14 protein-coding genes are annotated in these 18312 nt (G+C 53.8%); 6 read left to right on the plus strand and 8 right to left on the minus strand.

Annotated elements, in window-relative coordinates:
• The coding region (locus PUZ33_RS23285) for an IS3 family transposase (protein ID WP_131729156.1) at positions 1 to 108 on the plus strand (108 nt) is incomplete at its 5' end.
• Between the two features lie 653 nt (positions 109 to 761).
• Here PUZ33_RS23285 and PUZ33_RS23290 read toward each other — a convergent pair.
• The 3 genes from PUZ33_RS23290 to PUZ33_RS23300 all read right to left on the minus strand — a co-directional run bounded on the left by PUZ33_RS23290 (position 762) and on the right by PUZ33_RS23300 (position 4898).
• Positions 762 to 1637 carry a TFIIB-type zinc ribbon-containing protein gene (locus PUZ33_RS23290; RefSeq protein ID WP_114078609.1) on the minus strand — a complete coding sequence of 292 codons (876 nt, stop codon included), beginning with the start codon at positions 1635 to 1637 and terminating at the stop codon, positions 762 to 764.
• Positions 1638 to 2206: 569 nt separating this feature from the next.
• Entirely contained in the window at positions 2207 to 3640 is a 1434-nt protein-coding gene (locus PUZ33_RS23295) for a glycoside hydrolase family 32 protein (RefSeq protein ID WP_058680590.1), read from the minus strand.
• Between the two features lie 16 nt (positions 3641 to 3656).
• Complete coding sequence (locus PUZ33_RS23300; protein WP_058680589.1) at positions 3657 to 4898, minus strand: MFS transporter; 1242 nt, start codon at positions 4896 to 4898, stop codon at positions 3657 to 3659.
• A 238-nt stretch (positions 4899 to 5136) separates the two neighbouring features.
• On the opposite strand from PUZ33_RS23300, the gene PUZ33_RS23305 reads away from it, so the two are divergent.
• The 3 genes from PUZ33_RS23305 (at position 5137) to PUZ33_RS23315 (ending at position 9349) form a co-directional block, all read left to right on the plus strand.
• The gene (locus tag PUZ33_RS23305) at positions 5137 to 6144 is read left to right on the plus strand and encodes a LacI family DNA-binding transcriptional regulator (protein WP_058680588.1); all 1008 of its coding nucleotides are present in this window, start codon (positions 5137 to 5139) and stop codon (positions 6142 to 6144) included.
• A gap of 343 nt (positions 6145 to 6487) precedes the next feature.
• On the plus strand, positions 6488 to 7864 hold the full coding sequence (locus PUZ33_RS23310) for a diaminobutyrate--2-oxoglutarate transaminase (protein WP_013097916.1): 1377 nt from the start codon (positions 6488 to 6490) through the stop codon (positions 7862 to 7864).
• An 18-nt stretch (positions 7865 to 7882) separates the two neighbouring features.
• Positions 7883 to 9349: a pyridoxal phosphate-dependent decarboxylase family protein gene (locus tag PUZ33_RS23315; protein ID WP_013097917.1), complete on the plus strand. Its 1467-nt coding sequence runs from the start codon at positions 7883 to 7885 to the stop codon at positions 9347 to 9349.
• A gap of 37 nt (positions 9350 to 9386) precedes the next feature.
• Here the strand turns inward: PUZ33_RS23315 and PUZ33_RS23320 are convergent, their stop codons facing one another.
• Both PUZ33_RS23320 and PUZ33_RS23325 read right to left on the minus strand, forming a co-directional pair.
• The gene (locus tag PUZ33_RS23320; protein ID WP_058680587.1) at positions 9387 to 9902 is read right to left on the minus strand and encodes a protein disulfide oxidoreductase; all 516 of its coding nucleotides are present in this window, start codon (positions 9900 to 9902) and stop codon (positions 9387 to 9389) included.
• Positions 9903 to 9972: 70 nt separating this feature from the next.
• On the minus strand, positions 9973 to 10893 hold the full coding sequence (locus PUZ33_RS23325; protein ID WP_162780534.1) for a LysR family transcriptional regulator: 921 nt from the start codon (positions 10891 to 10893) through the stop codon (positions 9973 to 9975).
• 122 nt (positions 10894 to 11015) lie between these two features.
• Here PUZ33_RS23325 and PUZ33_RS23330 point away from each other — a divergent pair, with 122 nt between their 5' ends.
• A complete protein-coding gene (locus tag PUZ33_RS23330) occupies positions 11016 to 12794 on the plus strand; it encodes an adenine deaminase (RefSeq protein ID WP_058680585.1) in 1779 nt (592 codons plus the stop codon).
• Between the two features lie 20 nt (positions 12795 to 12814).
• On the plus strand, positions 12815 to 14158 hold the full coding sequence (locus tag PUZ33_RS23335) for an NCS2 family permease (RefSeq protein WP_058680584.1): 1344 nt from the start codon (positions 12815 to 12817) through the stop codon (positions 14156 to 14158).
• On the opposite strand, the gene etk is transcribed toward PUZ33_RS23335, so the two are convergent.
• From etk to PUZ33_RS23350, 3 genes are read right to left on the minus strand one after another with little or no spacing between them, the layout of a single operon-like run.
• Complete coding sequence (gene etk, locus PUZ33_RS23340; protein WP_058680583.1) at positions 14155 to 16353, minus strand: tyrosine-protein kinase; 2199 nt, start codon at positions 16351 to 16353, stop codon at positions 14155 to 14157. The two genes, PUZ33_RS23335 and etk, sit on opposite strands and share 4 nt — an antisense overlap.
• A complete protein-coding gene (locus PUZ33_RS23345) occupies positions 16353 to 16802 on the minus strand; it encodes an arsenate reductase/protein-tyrosine-phosphatase family protein (protein WP_013097923.1) in 450 nt (149 codons plus the stop codon). Before PUZ33_RS23345 ends, etk begins: the two co-directional genes overlap by 1 nt.
• Entirely contained in the window at positions 16802 to 17941 is a 1140-nt protein-coding gene (locus PUZ33_RS23350) for a polysaccharide export protein (protein ID WP_023622076.1), read from the minus strand. The genes PUZ33_RS23345 and PUZ33_RS23350 overlap by 1 nt, the downstream gene beginning before the upstream one ends.
• Positions 17942 to 18312 lie beyond the last annotated feature (371 nt).

Raw genomic sequence — 18312 nt, forward strand, 5'->3', positions numbered from 1 at the left:
GATTACATCGAAATGTTTTATAACAGTAAGCGTCGGCATGGTTCTAGCGAACAGATGTCACCGACAGAATATGAAAACCAGTATTATCAACGGCTCGGAAGTGTCTAGATTATCCGTGGCGATTCAATGCCCGCAAAAGCCAAACCGCGACAAGCCAGCATAACGGCGGACACTTACCGGCAGTTATTCGCCTAACTGCCGCACACCGTCGCAGGCAACGCGCTTCGGTTTGTTATGGTAACGGGCCGTCGTAAAAACGAAGTTGTTGAAATGGTGCGACAGGAGATACGGCGCGATGTATGGATCATTCCTGGAAACCGTTCAAAGAATGGTAGCGTTCGCGACGTGCTGAGGCTTTCGCCTACAGACGCAGGCAAATACTGGCCTGTCGGCGGAACAACTTTAAACGCCGTTTTAGCGCGGCTGGGCATGATGGCTAGTTACACCGACGAGCAGACCGGCGAACCGGTAGAAGTGACATGCACCGTTCATAATTTGCGCCGTTCCTGGCTAACATTCTGCGCATCGAGGTTAGACGCGATCAGGAAAAAACCGATCTAATGCTGGCGCACACGTCACAGAACTATGATCAGACGTCAAAGACCTACCAGAAAATTGCGGAAATCCACACCGCAAACATTGCGGATGGGTGGCGGCGCTGGAATAGCTACTGGCGACAAGCTACTGAACAGTCAGCGGCGAACCATTAATGGATAAAGCCCGCTTCATGCGGGCGTAAAGTTTATAACTTATTGGAGTATTTATGGCTGTTCATCCGTTTCTTCGGATATGACTTCCACAACTTCCCCGCACTCCCCGCACACCACGTGAAGTTGGCTATCTTCTTCGGATTCGTATATTTCACTCTTTAAGCTGTGACAGTTAGGACATTTTATTTCATTATCAAATCCAATAAATTTAAGGAATAGGTTTTGAATTAATGAAACAGCAGTACAAGTAAGTAAAAGACAAATCTTTGCATCAGGTAAATTTTTATTTGAAGAATGCACTGTTTCTGCAGAGAGATCCCACGCAGATTCAACAGTTGAACGGCAATATTTTCTTAAGCCAGAATTACGCTTTCCTGCCGCATATAACCCAATGATTATTTTGCAGATATTCTTAAAATCAGCAGCCTTAATGTTATCTTTCTTTAAAATATCCTCATGAGTTTTATAAAGATGGGCAGCAAGTTCAACCATACTCTCTCTACATGTTAACCCAATACTTTGAATGTCTTCAGGGGCACTTATATCATTCAGAGCAACAGCAGAGGCATTAAGCCTACGACTGATTGAGCGTAGCATATCGATATCTAAGGGCAATTCATCAATAACATGTTTGAACTCACTATGATGTCTTGCCTGTAGTCTCTGCGTTATACCTAAATGAAAAGAGTATGCTTCGTCAGCAGTAAAGAAATATTCACCCTGAGTATAAAGATTTAAAGGGACGAGTTCTCCCTCAGCAACCCACCAGTTACCATCATTTTTTGTTCTAACATTCCAAATATTTACTTCGTGCCCTAAATCGTTAAACGTCTTTTCAACCTGCATATTTTTTATATTTACAAGATCCTGAGATTTTAAGTATTCAGTAATTTTTTTCTCGGCATCAATTCTGTATTCAGGTGTCATTTCTCGTCCCTTTTTACACGGCATCAATAGTGAAAACGCATGATAATATATAACTAAAATCATCATTATACATACTACTACAACACATAATTCAATGACACATATTACCATACTATACGCCCGACAGCGGTATGCCCTTTTGCACTCTTCACCAAATTAAAATCAACTATTCCATATAGGTAAATCTTATTTATTTTGAAAACATGATTAGCAACCAATTGAGTCTGTACGCAATTGCAGGACGCGAATGGTGAATGTAACGTGAAGCCAGCTAAACAGAACAGCAGCGTTAAACAACTTATCAATGAAACTGATTACGTTATGAACCAGCCAATCTCGAATGCTGCAGAACATCTTCTCTCAAAAGGCTGGAAACCAAACGACGGTACATAGAACAAAGGTGGCTATTATCTTCAATTGGTTGAAGAGAATGAGAAATTCATGAACACTCAACTCTCTAAAGATTAAAAAGAATAATCATTAATGACTCTGTATTTAAGTCGCCCCATCAAGATGGGGCAATACCTTAAATTAAACTGACCTGATGCCCGTCGTCGCCAGGTCAATGTTTACTCCAGTTGCCAGGCCCCACCATGGATAAGTGACGCTCGCCCCATCCAGGCAAACAGCGCCAGATCACGGCAATCTTCATCAGGATAAATTCGGCTGCTTAAACACGCGTCGCCTTCATTGACAAAAACTTCCACGGATGAACTGTCGAAGAACAGACGCAGATTAAGCGTATTATCCAGGTTCAGCGCGACGCTTCGTGTCCCGCACAGGCCATACTGCGGATAGTTTCGCTCAAGAACCAGACGCTGCATTTGAGCATCCACGTAGACGCGCAGCCCCTCTCCCAGACTCATGCCGTACTGCTCGGCACTGCTATTGGCACAATCCCACTGCAGAATAACCTCCATCGCGTCGCAGCGTTCCACCAGAGCCATCTGCTGATGAGTCAACGTGCTGACCGGCCAGGGGAACCACGCTCGCCGCAGGCCTTCGACCTCTCTGGCTGGCCGCATTTGCAGACGGTGATCCGCGCCAAGCGTCATTTCGCGCGGTAAAGAGAGCATGCCAGCCCAGCCGTCCTCCTGTTCCGGCTGGGAGGATTCCCACATGTCCAGCCAGCCGATAACGATGCGGCGACCATCAGGCGTGAGGAAACTTTGTGGCGCATAGAAATCATGCCCGCGATCCATCTCCACAAACTCACCTTCCCGCACAAAAGGCTGCCCGGGCTGCCACTCGCCCAAAAGATAGCCGCTCTGGAAAAGATTACGATTTTTGAATCCTTCAGCGGCCATCCCCTGAGGCGAAAACATCAGCACGCGTTTGCCATTGAGCGTGAAAAAGTCCGGGCATTCCCACATGTAGCCCATCTCTTTTTCAGCCACCGCCAGCACGCCCATATCCTGCCACTCACGCAGATTGGCAGAACGATATACACGCACCTGGCCCGTCTCACCGTCCCGCGCACCGACAACCATGTACCAGTTATCCCCTTCACGCCACACTTTCGGGTCGCGGAAGTGATGCAGACCTGGCGGGGTATCAACGATCATTCCCTGCCGGACAAAATGAATGCCGTCACGGCTGGTCGCCAGACATTGCACCTGGTAGAGATTCGCCTCGTCATCAGGATCGCCGTGGAATTTATGTCCGGTGTAAATCAGCGCCAGCGTATCGCCATCCACCACCGCCGATCCGGAAAAACAGCCATCCTTGTCTTCAGGCCCTTCTGGCGCCAGCGCAACGGGGAGATGTTCCCAGTGAACTAAATCCTTGCTACGCGCATGGCCCCAGTGCATAGGCCCCCACTGGGTGGAGTACGGATGATGCTGGTAAAAAGCGTGATACCAGCCGTCAAACCAGATCAGGCCATTTGGGTCGTTCATCCAGCCAGCGCGTGCAGCGAGGTGGTAACGTGGATACCAGCGCAGGTTGAGCCCTTCGCGTCTGGACTGAAGTTCCTGCTCTGCTTTAGTAATTGAATACGTCATTTCTCTACTCTTTCGATCAGATGGTGGAAGGTTGCGGCATGAGCGGGTCAGAAGAAGATTTACCCGAGCGCAACAGGAAGATGGAGATAAACGTGGTGCTGAAAACTAACAGCCCCATAATGAGATAGGACTGGGCGAAGCCGTATTTCTCATAGCTGTAACCCGCCAGCGGCGACAGGACCGAGGCGATCACTGAGCTGGTACAGGCAAAGCCCACCAGATAGAGGGTGGAAGAGAGCCGTTTATCAAAATGTAAGCTGTTGTATTTAAAAATTGAGACCAGCAAAACGGGCAGTTCGACCGCGTGCAATAGCTTGGTAATGGAGATCAGTACCGGCCCCTCAACCAGCCCCGAAGCCACCATACGCATCGCCATCACCATTCCCGCAAAAATCAGGCCATTCTTTGCGCCAAGGCGGTTCACCAGCCATGGGGCGCAGAACATGCCCGCCGCCTCAAGGAAAACCTGGAAGGAGTTGAGATAGCCATACATGGCGTTTCCTTCCTGTAACGTCGGGAACTGGGAGGAGAAATAGACCGGGAACTGCTGGTCGTAAACGCCATAAATACAGGTGCCGATAACAAAAAATACCAGCGCCCAGAACCGCGGCAGCGTCAGCAGACGCAATGCATCTTCCAGCGTGACTTTACCGCCTGACACCGCTTCCTGCATGGCGTGCGGGGCGGAAGAGACCCTGAGACGCGCCAGCAAAACAAAAAACAGCAGCCCTGCAGAGCTCGCGACAGCGAAGTTCAGCTTCGGATTAATGTTAAACAGAAGTCCCGCGAAAAAGGTTGCCACCGCCCAGCCAAGCGATCCCCACATCCTCGCCTTGCCGAACTCAAACTGGCTCTGGCGGGCGACACGCTCGGTATAGGACTCCAGTACCCCTATCCCACCGTTAAACGTCAGGCCGATATAAATTCCGCCGAAAATACTGCCGAGTAAAACGTTAATCTGCAGCAGATAACCAAACAGCAAAAAGGCCGGACCAGAAAGAATGAGCAGGCTGGTCAGAAACCAGAGCAGGTTCTTGCGCAGACCAAGTTTGTCCTGAATGAATCCATAGCAGATTTGAGCGAAAAGCGCGGAGACAGAAAGCACGGCATAGATAATGCCGGTGTCGCCCGCTTGTAAGCCCACCTCCTGGTGGAGCCAGATGGAAAGCAAAGAGCCGGAAGAAGACCAGGTGACAAAAAAGAAAAACAGTAATGCGCTCAATAATGGATAGCTGTGAGAGTGATGCGTTTTCATCATGACATTCTCATGTTGGAGTAATGACAAAATGGTAACGTTAACATTGAGCGCTACTCATGCGGTTTGGATCAGATTCATGATGTTAATCACGAAAGTTAACGTTAACATTACAGAAGTGAGATCGCGATCAACTATTCATCATTGATGTTTGTCTGACTCCACTCACATATCCCCTTTCCTTTTACATCAGTAACTTAGTTGTATACTCTTTAACACGTGACATTAACGGAGTAAGAAAATGGCTTCCCTGAAGGACGTCGCAAAGCTGGCTAACGTATCGCTGATGACCGTCTCACGCGCGCTTAACAACCCGGAGCGCCTTAAACCGGAGACGCTGGCGCGCGTACAGCAGGCTATTGAGCAGACCAGCTACGTACCCGATCTTTCCGCCAAGAAAGTACGCGGCGCGCATGCCTCGCCAAAAACCATAGGCGTGCTGGCACTCGATACGGTGACGACACCTTTCTCGGTGGAGATCACGCTGTCCATTGAAGAGACGGCCCGGATGCACGGATGGAACAGCTTCGTCATGAATATGTTTACCGATGACAACCCGGATGCAATCGTCGATCTGCTGCTCTCTCACCGCCCGGACGGCATTATTTACACCACCATGGGATTACGTCAGGTTCCTCTCCCGGCCAAGCTCCTTACCCTTCCCTGCGTGCTGGCCAACTGCGAAAGTATCGATGAAAAGGTCGCCAGCTATATTCCTGATGATGAACAGGGGCAGTACGCCGCCGTACAGGCGTTACTCGCCGCAGGCTATCGACAGCCCCTGTGCCTGCATTTACCCGCCGACCATCTGGCCACAACCCGACGCCGTCACGGGCTGGAACGTGCATGCCGTGAAGCGGAGCTCGACCCGGACCGTCTGGAACATAGTTATATGGCGTTTGGGGACGAGCACTATCGCGACATTCCGTCAGTTCTGCAGGCGCACATTCAGAATGGTCTTCCCCAGTTCGACTCGGTTATCTGCGGCAACGATCGTATCGCATTGATGGTTTACCAGACCCTGCTGGCGCAAGGAATTCGCATCCCTGAAGATATCGCGGTTATCGGCTATGACAATATGGTGGGCATTGGAGAACTCTTTCTTCCGCCTCTTTCAACGGTTCAACTGCCGCATTATGAAATTGGTCGCCTCAGTGCTCTGCATATTATTAACGGTGAAACCCATCGGGAAACCACGCGCGTTGAAAGTCCATTTTTAATGCGGAATTCCATTACGCATCTATCGTGACCACCGCTTTTTAGCCCTGTCGCAGTAATAAGCAGGCTAAGGAGGCGGTCAACCTCCCTTTCAGGGAAAAATGGCACGATTTGTCACACTCTTTTTTATGATTTTACCCTCCGGGCAGTTAGCACGTAACCGGCTGTTTTTATTTGCCATAATGCATAATTTTCTTTCTCAAAACGGGGATATTCCGTCCCCTGTGCCCCATGTCACAAAACAGTAAACAAATTAACCATTGAGCCCCGTGGCAAAAGGCTCTATATTGGCGGCGTTTTTTTCAGGCCCCCATCTGTTTTTTAACTTTTTATTCAATCGTGGCTCATAACGAAGCGGCGGTTGTAGGAGTGATATGATGACGGATAAAGTCCGTATTGACACCGTAGATGCCCACAAAAGCAACGAAACCTATCTGGCCCGTCAGGCCGAGTTTGAATCTAACGTCAGGAGTTATCCGCGCAAACTGCCTTTAGCCATCACTAAAGCAGAAGGCGTGTGGATCACCGATGCAGATAATAAAGAATACCTTGACTGTTTAGCAGGCGCAGGCACCCTCGCGCTTGGCCATAACCACCCTGATGTGCTGAAAAGCATCCAAAATGTCATTACCAGCGGCTTGCCGTTACATACTCTGGATCTGACTACGCCTCTGAAAGACGCGTTTTCCGAATACCTGCTCTCTCTGCTGCCTGGTCAGGGCAAAGAGTACTGCCTGCAGTTCACCGGTCCATCCGGTGCTGACGCCGTGGAAGCGGCGCTGAAGCTGGCGAAAAAAGTCACCGGCCGTAGCGGTATCATCAGCTTCTCGGGTGGTTACCACGGTATGACTCACGGTGCACTGTCCGTGACCGGTAACCTGTCTCCGAAAGAAGCGGTAGACGGTATGATGCCAGAAGTGCAGTTCATGCCTTACCCACACCAGTACCGTTGCCCACTGGGTATCGGCGGGGAAGCGGGCGTGAAAGCGCTGACCTACTACTTCGAAAACCTGATCAACGACGTTGAAAGCGGCGTGCGTAAACCTGCTGCGGTCATTCTTGAAGCCGTTCAGGGTGAAGGCGGCGTGAACCCTGCTCCTGTTGAGTGGCTGCAGCGCATCCGTAAAGTGACTCAGGAACACGGCATTCTGCTGATCCTGGACGAAGTTCAGGCAGGCTTTGCCCGTACCGGTAAATTCTTCGCGTTCGAACACGCGGGCATCGAGCCAGACATCATCGTGATGTCCAAAGCCGTTGGCGGCGGTCTGCCACTGGCTGTGCTGGGTATCAAAAAGCAGTTCGATGCATGGGCACCAGGTCACCACACCGGCACCTTCCGCGGCAACCAGCTGGCGATGGCAACCGGTCTGACGACGCTGAAGATCCTGAAAGACCAGAACATCGCTGGCAAAGTGGCTGCACAGGGCGAATGGCTGAAAGGCCAGCTGAACGAGATGGCGAAACGCTATCCGGTTATCGGCCACGTTCGCGGTCTGGGCATGATGATCGGTATTGAGATCGTTAAGCCACACGAAGCCGCTGACCACATGGGTTGCTTCCCGGGTGATGGCGAGCTGTCTGCACTGATTCAGAAGAAGTGCTTCGAAGCCGGTCTGATTCTGGAGCGCGGTGGTCGTAATGGTATCGTTCTGCGCCTGCTGCCTTCTCTGCTGATCAGCGATGATGAGCTGAAAGTCTTCCTGGATAAATTCGAGCAGGCACTGCTTGCTGCGGGCGTTCGCCCGGCGTAACCGGAGTTGTTGATTACGATGTCTGATTCAAACCCAATTTTGTTCTCCTCTGCGCAGAGCATTGAAGCTTACCAGCAGGCGATTGAACAAAGCACTCAGGCTGTGATGCAGTGGCTGAAACAGCCTGAGATGTATCAGGGCAAAACGGTCGCGGAACTGCGCGACCGCATTAAGCTGGATTTCAACCCGAAAGGGCTGGGCAACGAAGCGGCGATTGAACGCGCCGTGGAGTTCTTCCTGAAAGACAGCTTGTCCGTTCATCACCCGCAGTGTGTGGCGCACCTGCACTGCCCAAGCCTGGTCGTTAGCCAGGCGGCGGAAGTGCTGATTAACGCCACTAACCAGAGCATGGACTCCTGGGATCAAAGCCCGTCCGCAACCATTATTGAGATCAAACTGATCGAATGGCTGCGTACCCGCGTGGGTTATCAGGCTGGCGACGCGGGTGTCTTCACCAGCGGCGGCACCCAGAGCAACCTGATGGGTCTGATGCTGGCACGTGATGCGTTCTTCGCACGTCAGGGCCACTCTGTCCAGCAGGATGGTCTGACGGGCGATCTGCGTAAGATCCGTGTACTGTGCTCCGAAAACGCGCACTTCTCCGTGCAGAAAAACATGGCGCTGATGGGTCTGGGTTATCAGTCCGTCGTGCAGGTGAAAACTGACGAATTCTCTCGCATGGATCTGACCGATCTGGCGGCGAAAATCGAGCAGTGCAACGCCAACGGCGAACAGATTCTGGCGATTGTCGCGACAGCCGGGACCACCGATGCCGGTGCTATTGACCCGCTGCGTGCCATTGCTGAACTGGCGGCGAAGCAGAACATCTGGGTACACGTTGATGCGGCCTGGGGCGGCGCACTGCTGATGTCTGAGCAGTATCGCCACTACCTGGACGGCATTGAACTGGTGGATTCCGTTACTCTGGACTTCCACAAACAGTTCTTCCAGACCATCAGCTGCGGTGCATTCCTGCTGAAGGAAGCGCGCCACTATGAACTGATGCGCTATCAGGCGGCTTACCTGAACTCTGAGTTCGACGAAGAAGCCGGCGTGCCGAACCTGGTTTCCAAATCGCTGCAGACCACACGCCGTTTCGACGCGCTGAAGCTGTGGATGAGCCTGGAAGCGCTGGGTCAGGAGCAATACGCGGCGATTATCGATCACGGCGTGACGCTGGCGCAGCAGGTTGCAGCTTATGTGAAAGAGCAGCCCGCACTGGAACTGGTTATGCAGCCACAGCTGGCAAGCGTGCTGTTCCGCTTCCGTGGCGAGGTGCAGGCAGATGATGCAGGTATCGCCCTGCTGAACCAGAAAATTGGTGATGCGCTGCTGGAGTCCGGCCGTGCAAACGTCGGCGTGACCGAGCATAACGGCGTGACCTGTCTGAAGCTGACGCTGCTGAACCCAACCGTGACGCTGGAGGATATCAAAACCCTGCTGTCTCTGGTTGAGCGTACTGCGCAGGAAGTTCTGGCGAAGTAATACCACAGCCCCTCTTCCACCGGGAGAGGGGCTATTTTTATAACCCTGCCCACCACATACTGACTTTTAATCCCCAGTAGCTTGTCCAGCCCGTTGTTGTACTGACGACATTGCCTTTAGAGACCAGCACCAGCGTCGGCGTTACGCTAACCTGCCATTGCTGTGACAGCGCACCGTTTTCGTCATTAATCACCGGCATTTTCAGCTGTTTCTTTTCGACCCAGCGCGCAAGCTTAGCGTCATCACCAGAGCGCATGGCAATACTCACCACGTTACCGCCCTCTTCTGCCAGCCTATTGACCGCAGGCGTGGTATAACGGCAGATGCTGCACCAGGTCGCCCAGACGTAAATCAGCAGCGGCCGATCCTGACTGAGTGCGCCAATGTCATGTACTGAGCCATCAATGCCCTGCATTGGGGTAGCGCTAAACGTGGCGGGTAATGTCGGCTTGCGGTACTGATCCACACCCCACATCACGGCCAGCGCCAGCAGTACGAGTATGATCCCTTCCCGCGCCCAGCGGCGCAGTTGGCTGAATTTGCGGTTTTCCATTGTGACCTCGTGATGTAACGAAGGTCATCTTAGCGAGCTGCGCGCCGTTTCGCTGTAAAGAAGTGTCGCCCTACCTGGTGCGTAAGGTATCAACCATCAGGGTAAAGCAGGACTCAATGAGCGGAGGCAGCGCCTGCGGGGCACGCATCAGCGCCACCGTGCGCGCCAGGGCCGGTTGCTGAAGGTGAACCACCTTAAGCTGCGGGTCCTGCAGGTGGGTGGTATAAAGCTGAGGCAATATCCCCACGGCAAGCTTCGAGCGCACCAGCCCGTATAATGTCTCGATATAGTCCACCTGATAACGGGTCTGCAGGGACAGACGGTGGCTTTCGGCAAGCGCATTGACCAGCCGCTGAATATTGCCTTTTGAGAAAACGGCAATATCCCGGCCCACCAGCTGTTTCCAGGGAACATGTGCCGACGCGGCGAGCGGATCGTCGCAGTGCAACACGGCCACAAACGGATCCTCCTGCAGCGGGAACACGTCCAGCTGTTCGGGTACCGAGTTGTCCAGTGCCCCGATGCCAAAATCAATCTGCCCTTTCAGCAGTTGCGCCACCAGCGCATCGTTGGTCTGGTCGTGAAACTCCACCCGCAGGCGCGGAAAAGCCTGCGCCAGCGTCTGCGGCAACAGCGGAAACAGCAGTGAACTGACTGAAGGCACCAGACCGATCCGCACCGTACCGTCGCCGCCGGCCTGCACAATATGCTGCATATCATCAAACGCCAGCTGCGCCACGCTGAGCACCCGCTGGGCGTGTGGCAGAATGGCGTGACCCAGCTCGGTCAGCGTGACCGCCGACGCGGTACGGTTGACCAGTTTACCGCCGAGCACGGTTTCGATTTGCCGCAGGGCGCTGCTGAGTGCCGGCTGGCTGATGGCCAGTTTACTGGCGGTATCCGTAAAATGACGCAGCTGCGCCAGAGTGACAAAATACTGTAGCTGCCGAAGGGAGAGCGCAGGCAAGCGCTGCCAGGGTTCCGTCATCATTATCCATTACACGCGTCACAGAATAACCCGGGGTTATCGGGCGATAAATTTTATCAGCTGGGCAAACGTTTGCCGGGTGCATAGAGTAACGTCAATATTTCAATGCTGGAACTGTTAATTGCATGACTGCCGAAACCCGACGCCGCGCCGTGAAGGCTGCACGAGGCGAAACGCCGTTTGACCTGTTGCTTACGCATACCCGAGTTGTTGATATGGCAACCGGTGAGATCCGCGACGCGGATGTGGGCATCGTCGGCTCGCTTATCGCCAGCGTCCATCCGCGCGGCAGCCGCAACGATGCGCTTGAGACGCATGACCTGAATAACCAGTTTCTCTCTCCGGGGCTAATGGACACGCATGTTCACCTTGAAAGCTCGCACCTGCTGCCCGCCCGCTACGCAGAGATCGTACTGGCGCAGGGCACCACCGCGGTCTTCTGGGATCCGCACGAGCTGGCGAACGTGCTGGGCATTGAGGGCGTCCGCTTTGCCATTGAGGCGAGCCGCAACCTGCCACTGCAGGTCATGGTCGCGGCACCATCGAGCGTCCCTTCCACACCGGGGCTGGAGATGTCCGGCGCAGACTTTGCGGGCGAAGAGATGAATACCCTGCTTGGCTGGCCCGAAGTGCGCGGCGTGGCGGAAGTGATGGATATGCACGGGGTGCTGAATGGCAGTCAGCGTATGCTGGAGATCCTACAGGCCGGGCTGGAAAGTGGGAAGCTGATTGAAGGCCACGCGCGTGGTCTGAGCGGCGCGGATTTACAGGCGTATCTGGCGGCCGGCGTCACCTCCGATCATGAACTCACCTCCGCCGACGATGCGCTGGAAAAATTACGCGCCGGGCTGACGCTGGAGATCCGCGGCTCGCATCCTTATCTGCTGCCTGATATCGTCAGCGCGCTGAAAACGCTGCCGCATCTGTCGTCACAAATCACGGTCTGCACTGACGATGTCCCACCGGACATCCTGATGGAAAAAGGCGGCATCATCGCCCTGCTCAACCTGCTGATTGAACATGGCCTTCCGGCGACGGACGCGCTGCGGTTTGCCACCCTGAATGCTTCCCTGCGCCTGCAGCGTAACGATCTCGGGCTGATTGCCGCGGGTCGTCGTGCGGATCTGGTGGTGTTCGATTCACTGGATAAACTGACGGCTCGCCGGGTGTACGTCGCCGGAAAATGCATTGCCCGTGACGGAGCGATGATCGAGCCGATTGTTGATACGCCCCTGACGCTGCCCCGGGATACCGTGCGCCTGTCGTCGCTGACCGCCAGTGATTTTTACATGCGCATCGACAACGCAAACCACGGTGTGGCGCGCCTGCGTCATATCAGCGGCGCACGTTTTACCCGCTGGGGAGAAACCGACGCCCGGGTACGTGACGGACGCGTTGAGATACCGGCTGGTTTTAGCCTGATTTGGGTTCAGCACCGCCACGCACGCCATGCGGCAAAACCGCAAATCGCCCTGCTGGAAGGCTGGGGAGAGCTGCGGGGGGCCATTGCCACCAGCTACTCCCACGATTCACACAACCTGGTGGTACTGGGACGCAATCCTGATGACATGGCACTGGCCGCCAACATGCTGATCCAAAGCGGTGGCGGGATGGCGCTGGTCCAGAACGGGGACGTGATCGCCCATGTGGCGATGCCCATTGCGGGGATGTTGTCAGAACACGCCCCTGCGGAACTGGCGCGCCAGTTTCGTGAGCTGCGCGAACGCAGCAGCCAGATTGCCGACTGGGAGCCGCCATACAGAGTATTTAAAGCCATTGAAGGGACGTGCCTTGCCTGCAACGCCGGGCCGCATTTAACCGATCTTGGACTGACCGATGGCAGCACGCGCCAGATTGTCAATCCGCTGATTTCTTACCGGGAAACCCCGGACACCACACAATAATACCGAAGGAGAGCCGGATAATGGCCGACAATACCGTTAATTCGCCAGCACCAGGGAACTGGCTTGAACGTCGTTTTGCACTGTATACGCGCGGCAGTACCGTGCGCACAGAGTGTTTGGCCGGTCTCACCGGTTTTCTCGCCGCCGCCTATTTGCTGGTGGTCATCCCGGGGCTTCTCGCCGTGGGCGGGATGGACAAAGGCGCGGCGACCACCGGCACCATTTTGGTGTTTGTGGCCGGTACGCTGCTGATGGCGTTTTACGCCAACCTGCCGTTTATTGTCGGGCCCGGTATTGGTGGCTCGGTGCTGGTTGGGGTAACGCTGGCGGGCAGTGAAGGCATCGGCTGGCAAATTGGTCTGGGCATTGCCTGCTGGTCGGGAATTTTGTTCTTCCTGCTCACCCGTTTTGGCCTGCGAGAGGTTGTGACCCGCTCCGTACCGCAGTCCATCAAACTGGGGCTGACGGCCTCTATCGGTCTTTTTGTCGCCGTACTGGGTTTTCGCAATGCCGGGCTGGTGCTGGCTAACGCAAAAACGAACGCGCTGATGCTGGGTGATTTTCTCTCCCCAGGCGCGCTGGTGGCGCTCAGCGGCCTGTTCCTCGCCATTGCCCTGCAGGCGCGTCGCATTCCGGGCGCAATTTTGTGGGCCATTTTGTTTGCCACCCTCGTGGGCATTCCGATGGGGGTGACCCACCTTCCTGCCAGCTTTATTGATATGCCTCACTCACTGACGCCGGTGCTGGGCCATATCGACATGCTGGGCGCGCTGAATATTGCCTTCCTGCCGTTCCTGTTTGTCTTTTTCGCATCGGAGTTTTTCTCCACCATGGGCACCACGCTGGCGGTGGGAGGTGAAGCCGGGCTGCTGGATGAAGAGGGCAATATGGCAAACATCAATCGCCCGTTTATGGTGGACTCGATTGCCGCCGCGATTGGCCCCTGGGTGGGTATTCCTGCCGCCACGGCGTTGATCGAATCCTCCGCGGCCGCAGAAGCGGGGGGGAAAACCGGCATGACGGCGCTGGCCGCTGCGGTCATGTTCCTGCTGATGCTGCTGTTTACGCCCGTTGCGCTCATGATCCCCAAAGAAGCCACCGCCCCTGCCCTGATCCTGATCGGCCTGAATATGTTCAGCGGCCTGCGTAAGGTGGATCTGGCAAATTTCACCGACGGGCTGCCGGTGCTGATGATGGTAATGATTACGCTGATTGCCAACAGCTTCGGGACAGGGATTGCGGGAGGGCTGCTGTTTTACATCGTCATCAAAGCGATTGCAGGAAAATGGCGAGAAATCCCTGTTGGTCTTTGGATCCTCGCCATTCCGCTGGTGTATTACTTTGCCACGCTGGTGAAGCACTAATCCTTGCGCGGCTGCCGTGTCGGGCGTTGTCCATACTCGTAATGGCCATAGCCTGCACGGTAATACAGTGCTGCCGATTTCACCACATCGTTCAGCACGGTGCCGTTGATATGCGCCCCCGTTTGCTGCAAACGCTTAATGCTGTTCTCCATCTCTTTGAGGCTGGTTTTACCATAGCGGGCCACCAGCAGCGAGGTGGCGGCCACCGGGGCAGCCACTGAGGCGTCCGTTACGGCCAGCACCGGCGGGGTATCGAGGATCACAAGATCATAATGCTCATCTGCCCAGGTCATTAACGCCCTGAAGCGTTCGCTCATCAGCAGTTCAGAGGGGCGTAACGGAACCGGCCCGCAGGTCAGCACATCAATGTTGCCTTTCTCATAGCGCTGAATCGCCGCCTGGAAATGACATTTTCCGTCAAGCACGTCGGAAAGCCCGGAATGGTTTTTCAGATCGAAGATGTTGTGTACATAGCCTTCACGCATATCCGCATCAATGAATAACACCCTCAGCCCGGCCTGCGCCTCAATCGCGGCCAGCGAGGTGCTGACAAGGGTTTTACCGCAGTCCTGCGTTGGGCCAGAAATCATCACGATCCGGTTAGCGGCATCCTGCAAGGTGAAATGCAGGCTGGTGCGCAGCCCCCGCACGGCCTCGACAAAAACATCCGCAGGCCGATCAACCGGCAGGAAAGGGACATCGACAATCTTGTGTCTCCAGCGTGAGCCAAATACGCGTTTTTTACGCAGATTGGTTTTTTTCCACAGCCACAGGGAACGGGGCAAGGTGGCCATCACCTGTACGCCAAGCCCTTCCAGTTGCTCGGAGGTGTTGATGCCGCGTCTGAGCGCCATGCGGACCAGGACCAGCCCCATTGAGCATATCAGCCCCAACAGGATGCCTAAGACGATGACCACCAGCTTTCGCGGTTTGATGGGCTCGGGTTGCGTCACCGCACTGTCGATAATTCGCACGTTACCAATGGCGCTGGAGCGCGAAATGTTCAGCTCCTGCTGACGGGTGAGGAGCTGCAAATAGATGGTGCGGCCTGACTCCACATCCCGGCTAAGGCGCAAAATATCCTGCTGAGTCGATGGCATGGCGGCGACACGCTGATTAAGGCGGACCTTCTCCTGCTCAAGCGTCTGACGCTTTTCACGCAAGGCGCGGTAGTTCGGGTGATCTTTCTTGAACAGCTGAGAAATCTCCGCTTCACGAAACGTCAGCTCGTTGAGCTGGTTTTCGATATTCACAATCTGCTCGAGAACCGATTTCGCTTCCAGGGAGAGATCCACCGAATCACGCTGTTTGCGATACTGATTCAGCCGCTCTTCAGCCAGATCCAGTTCGCTTCTGATTTTAGGCAATTGCTTCTGCAAAAATGCAAGACTGCGGGCATCCTGTGCTTCCTGCCGCGCAATGTTTTGCTGCAGATAGTTGTTGGCAATCCGGTCAAGCACATGCGCAATGCGCTCAGGATCGTTTCCGGTCAGCGTGAGCGTCAGCACCCCACTCTGCTTTGCCGATTCAACGACGCTAAATTGGGTGCTGAGCGTATTGATAGCTTCCAGACGGGTGCTGTTTTGCACCGTGAATTGCGTGCCCGTTGGCGCATTCATTTTTACCACCAACAGTGAAACGCCGGCTTTTTCCAGCGGTTTCCCTTCCCTGCCCTCGGCATAAAAGTTATCTCCCTCCAGCCGGTATGCCCCTTTTTCCAGCACAGTGAGCACAAGGGTGCGAGGTTTGCCTTCGACAGGGGGAAGTTGCAGCCAGCCAAGGGCAACCGTCGCCGGTTTACGGCCCTGCAACCGTGCCCACAGACGTCCCACAACCGGGAACGTACGCTGCGTCACGTGCTGCGTTAGGCCTAATTCATCGACGGTTGCGCCCAGGATCATGCGCGATTTAAGCAGAAGAATTTCAGGTTCGACATCGGGAGACATCTCACTCCCAAACTGCCTTAAATTTTTGAGCAGGCTGTTATCCTGCTTTCCTTCTACCTGGATTAAGGCATCAGCGCGATAAACGGGCGTGGCCAGAAAGGCATACAGCCCCGCCAGCAGGGTGAACAGGAAAGTTATCGATAAAATGACTGCACGGTGATCGATCACCTCGCCGAGCAGGCTAATGAGATCGATTTCATGATTCTCCGGTGCTGCCGCACCGTAACTGTCTGTTGTGTAAGACGACATTAACGCTTCATTCCTTGTTGACTCAAACGATGAGCCCATTCCTGACTGGCTTTGCCCAGCAGACCGAAAACATAATCGAACGCTTCACGACTTTTACAATAGGGATCGGGGATGTCCTGCGGCCCCAGCCATTGCCCAAAAAGCAGCGATTTGCCGCGAATTTCCGGGGCCATGTCAGAGATAAAGCGAAGATGGGCAGGTTCCATTACCAGAATCAGATCCGATTCCCGCATGATCTGCGGGGTCAGTTTGCGCGCGCGATGTCCCTCAAGTGAGATCCCATGCCGCCTGGCCACGTCCTGAGCGCTGACATCCGCCGGGCTGCCCTCCAGCCCATAGATACCTGCCGAGGTTATCCGTTTTCCCGGTAGCAGCTGGCGCAACAGCCGCTCGCCAATCGGCGAGCGACAAATATTGCCGGTGCAGACCACTAAGATGGAATCAAACATTATTGCGGCCACGATCTGATGTAACGGACCGTTTCGGTCAGGTCATGAACGCCACTGATGGTCGGCACGAGTTGCGTAATGACGCGATTCCAGCGTGACAGCGGTGCCGTGGTGACGTAAACAATGTCGTACGGCTCAAGCTGGAATTCGGTGCCCAACACCATCGCGGAGGCATCCTGCGCGTTAAGCTGATAAATGTTGGCAATTTTTCCCGCATCGTTGCCTTTGGCAATGGATCGAATGACAAAAATGCCCGTCGCATCGGCCATATCCTGATTCAGGCCGCCCGCATTGCTCAGCGCTTCAGCAAGGGTCATTCCGCTCCTGTCCATCTTGAGCGTGCTCTGCTTGATCACCTCCCCCATCACGAAGACTTTCAGGGCGTCATTACGAGGCACAAAAAGGATATCGCCCGGATAAAGCAGCTTATTTTGCGTCAGGTCGCCGTGCTGCATCAGCGCATACAGAGAGAGGCGCGAATCTTTCCCTTCGTGAGTGAGAACCACATTGCGCCAGTCCGCATCGGCAGAAAGCCCGCCTGCCGCGTTGACGGCATCCATGACCGTCAGGGGAATATTGGTGATTGCCTGCTGACCAGATTTGACGACTTCGCCAGTGACATAGGCCTTTTGCGAGCGGAAGGCAGCCACGCTGACGTCAACCTGCGGGCTTTCGATCACGCTATCCAGCCGTTTGGCGATCTCTTCCCTGACTTCAGAGACCGTTTTTCCCGCCACCGGGAGTTTCCCGACATAGGGATAGAAGAGCGTACCGTCGGCGTTGACCCAGTTGCCGGTGTCACTGGCACTGCGATACTGTCCGGCCGGTGTTGTCAGTTCAGGGTGATCCCAGACGGTTACGGTCAAAATATCACCGGTTCCAATGCGGTACTCCCAGTTTCTGACCTGCTCATCGAGCTTAGGATTAGACTGAGATTTGGTGACGGCAGGGCGCAATTTCTCAATCAATGAAGGGGTAACAGGATAGAGATCCACGCGCTTATCTAAATTATTATTTTCATCACCCGACGTAATGACGTTTTTTCCCGCTGAGCTTAATGTTTGCCCGGGAGAAAATACGCAGCCCGTCAACTGACTTATCGCTAAGAATATTACAGATAATGTGGTTGTGTTTTTCATTAGAATTAATATTTCATTCATGAGCGCAAAAAACGCATAACAGGCCATTCCGGAAGAATCGCCTACTTTTTCAACATGCTGTTTTTCAAGCAATTACGTAAAATTACACATCACTGAATGATGTGTAGAATGAACTGAAGGACCGGAACCACGTAGAATTGAGAATTAAACCGCTCCGCTTTTAGAAGTTTAAATCGTCTTCAAATGAAATGCATGCATTTCAGGTCACAAATTTAGAGTAAACTTATATTTTCAGAATTAATTAAAAAAAACATTTCCGTTCTGAATAAGTCCTAGGAAATAATATTCATAAACAAAATAGTATTAACCGTTTGATCTACACAAAACCGTCCACTTTTGTTACATTTTTT

The sequence above is a fragment of the Enterobacter cloacae complex sp. 2022EL-00981 genome (genome assembly GCF_028737495.1).
In the GTDB taxonomy this organism is placed as follows: domain Bacteria; phylum Pseudomonadota; class Gammaproteobacteria; order Enterobacterales; family Enterobacteriaceae; genus Enterobacter; species Enterobacter cloacae.

What these genes read in the sequence shown, in the direction of transcription:
- PUZ33_RS23290 (WP_114078609.1), bottom strand. Translation starts at nt 1,637, where the DNA reads ATGACACCTGAATACAGAATTGATGCCGAGAAAAAAATTACTGAATAC.
- PUZ33_RS23295 (WP_058680590.1), bottom strand. Translation starts at nt 3,640, where the DNA reads ATGACGTATTCAATTACTAAAGCAGAGCAGGAACTTCAGTCCAGACGC.
- PUZ33_RS23300 (WP_058680589.1), bottom strand. Translation starts at nt 4,898, where the DNA reads ATGATGAAAACGCATCACTCTCACAGCTATCCATTATTGAGCGCATTA.
- PUZ33_RS23305 (WP_058680588.1), top strand. Translation starts at nt 5,137, where the DNA reads ATGGCTTCCCTGAAGGACGTCGCAAAGCTGGCTAACGTATCGCTGATG.
- PUZ33_RS23310 (WP_013097916.1), top strand. Translation starts at nt 6,488, where the DNA reads ATGATGACGGATAAAGTCCGTATTGACACCGTAGATGCCCACAAAAGC.
- PUZ33_RS23315 (WP_013097917.1), top strand. Translation starts at nt 7,883, where the DNA reads ATGTCTGATTCAAACCCAATTTTGTTCTCCTCTGCGCAGAGCATTGAA.
- PUZ33_RS23320 (WP_058680587.1), bottom strand. Translation starts at nt 9,902, where the DNA reads ATGGAAAACCGCAAATTCAGCCAACTGCGCCGCTGGGCGCGGGAAGGG.
- PUZ33_RS23325 (WP_162780534.1), bottom strand. Translation starts at nt 10,893, where the DNA reads ATGATGACGGAACCCTGGCAGCGCTTGCCTGCGCTCTCCCTTCGGCAG.
- PUZ33_RS23330 (WP_058680585.1), top strand. Translation starts at nt 11,016, where the DNA reads ATGACTGCCGAAACCCGACGCCGCGCCGTGAAGGCTGCACGAGGCGAA.
- PUZ33_RS23335 (WP_058680584.1), top strand. Translation starts at nt 12,815, where the DNA reads ATGGCCGACAATACCGTTAATTCGCCAGCACCAGGGAACTGGCTTGAA.
- etk (WP_058680583.1), bottom strand. Translation starts at nt 16,353, where the DNA reads ATGTCGTCTTACACAACAGACAGTTACGGTGCGGCAGCACCGGAGAAT.
- PUZ33_RS23345 (WP_013097923.1), bottom strand. Translation starts at nt 16,802, where the DNA reads ATGTTTGATTCCATCTTAGTGGTCTGCACCGGCAATATTTGTCGCTCG.
- PUZ33_RS23350 (WP_023622076.1), bottom strand. Translation starts at nt 17,941, where the DNA reads ATGAAAAACACAACCACATTATCTGTAATATTCTTAGCGATAAGTCAG.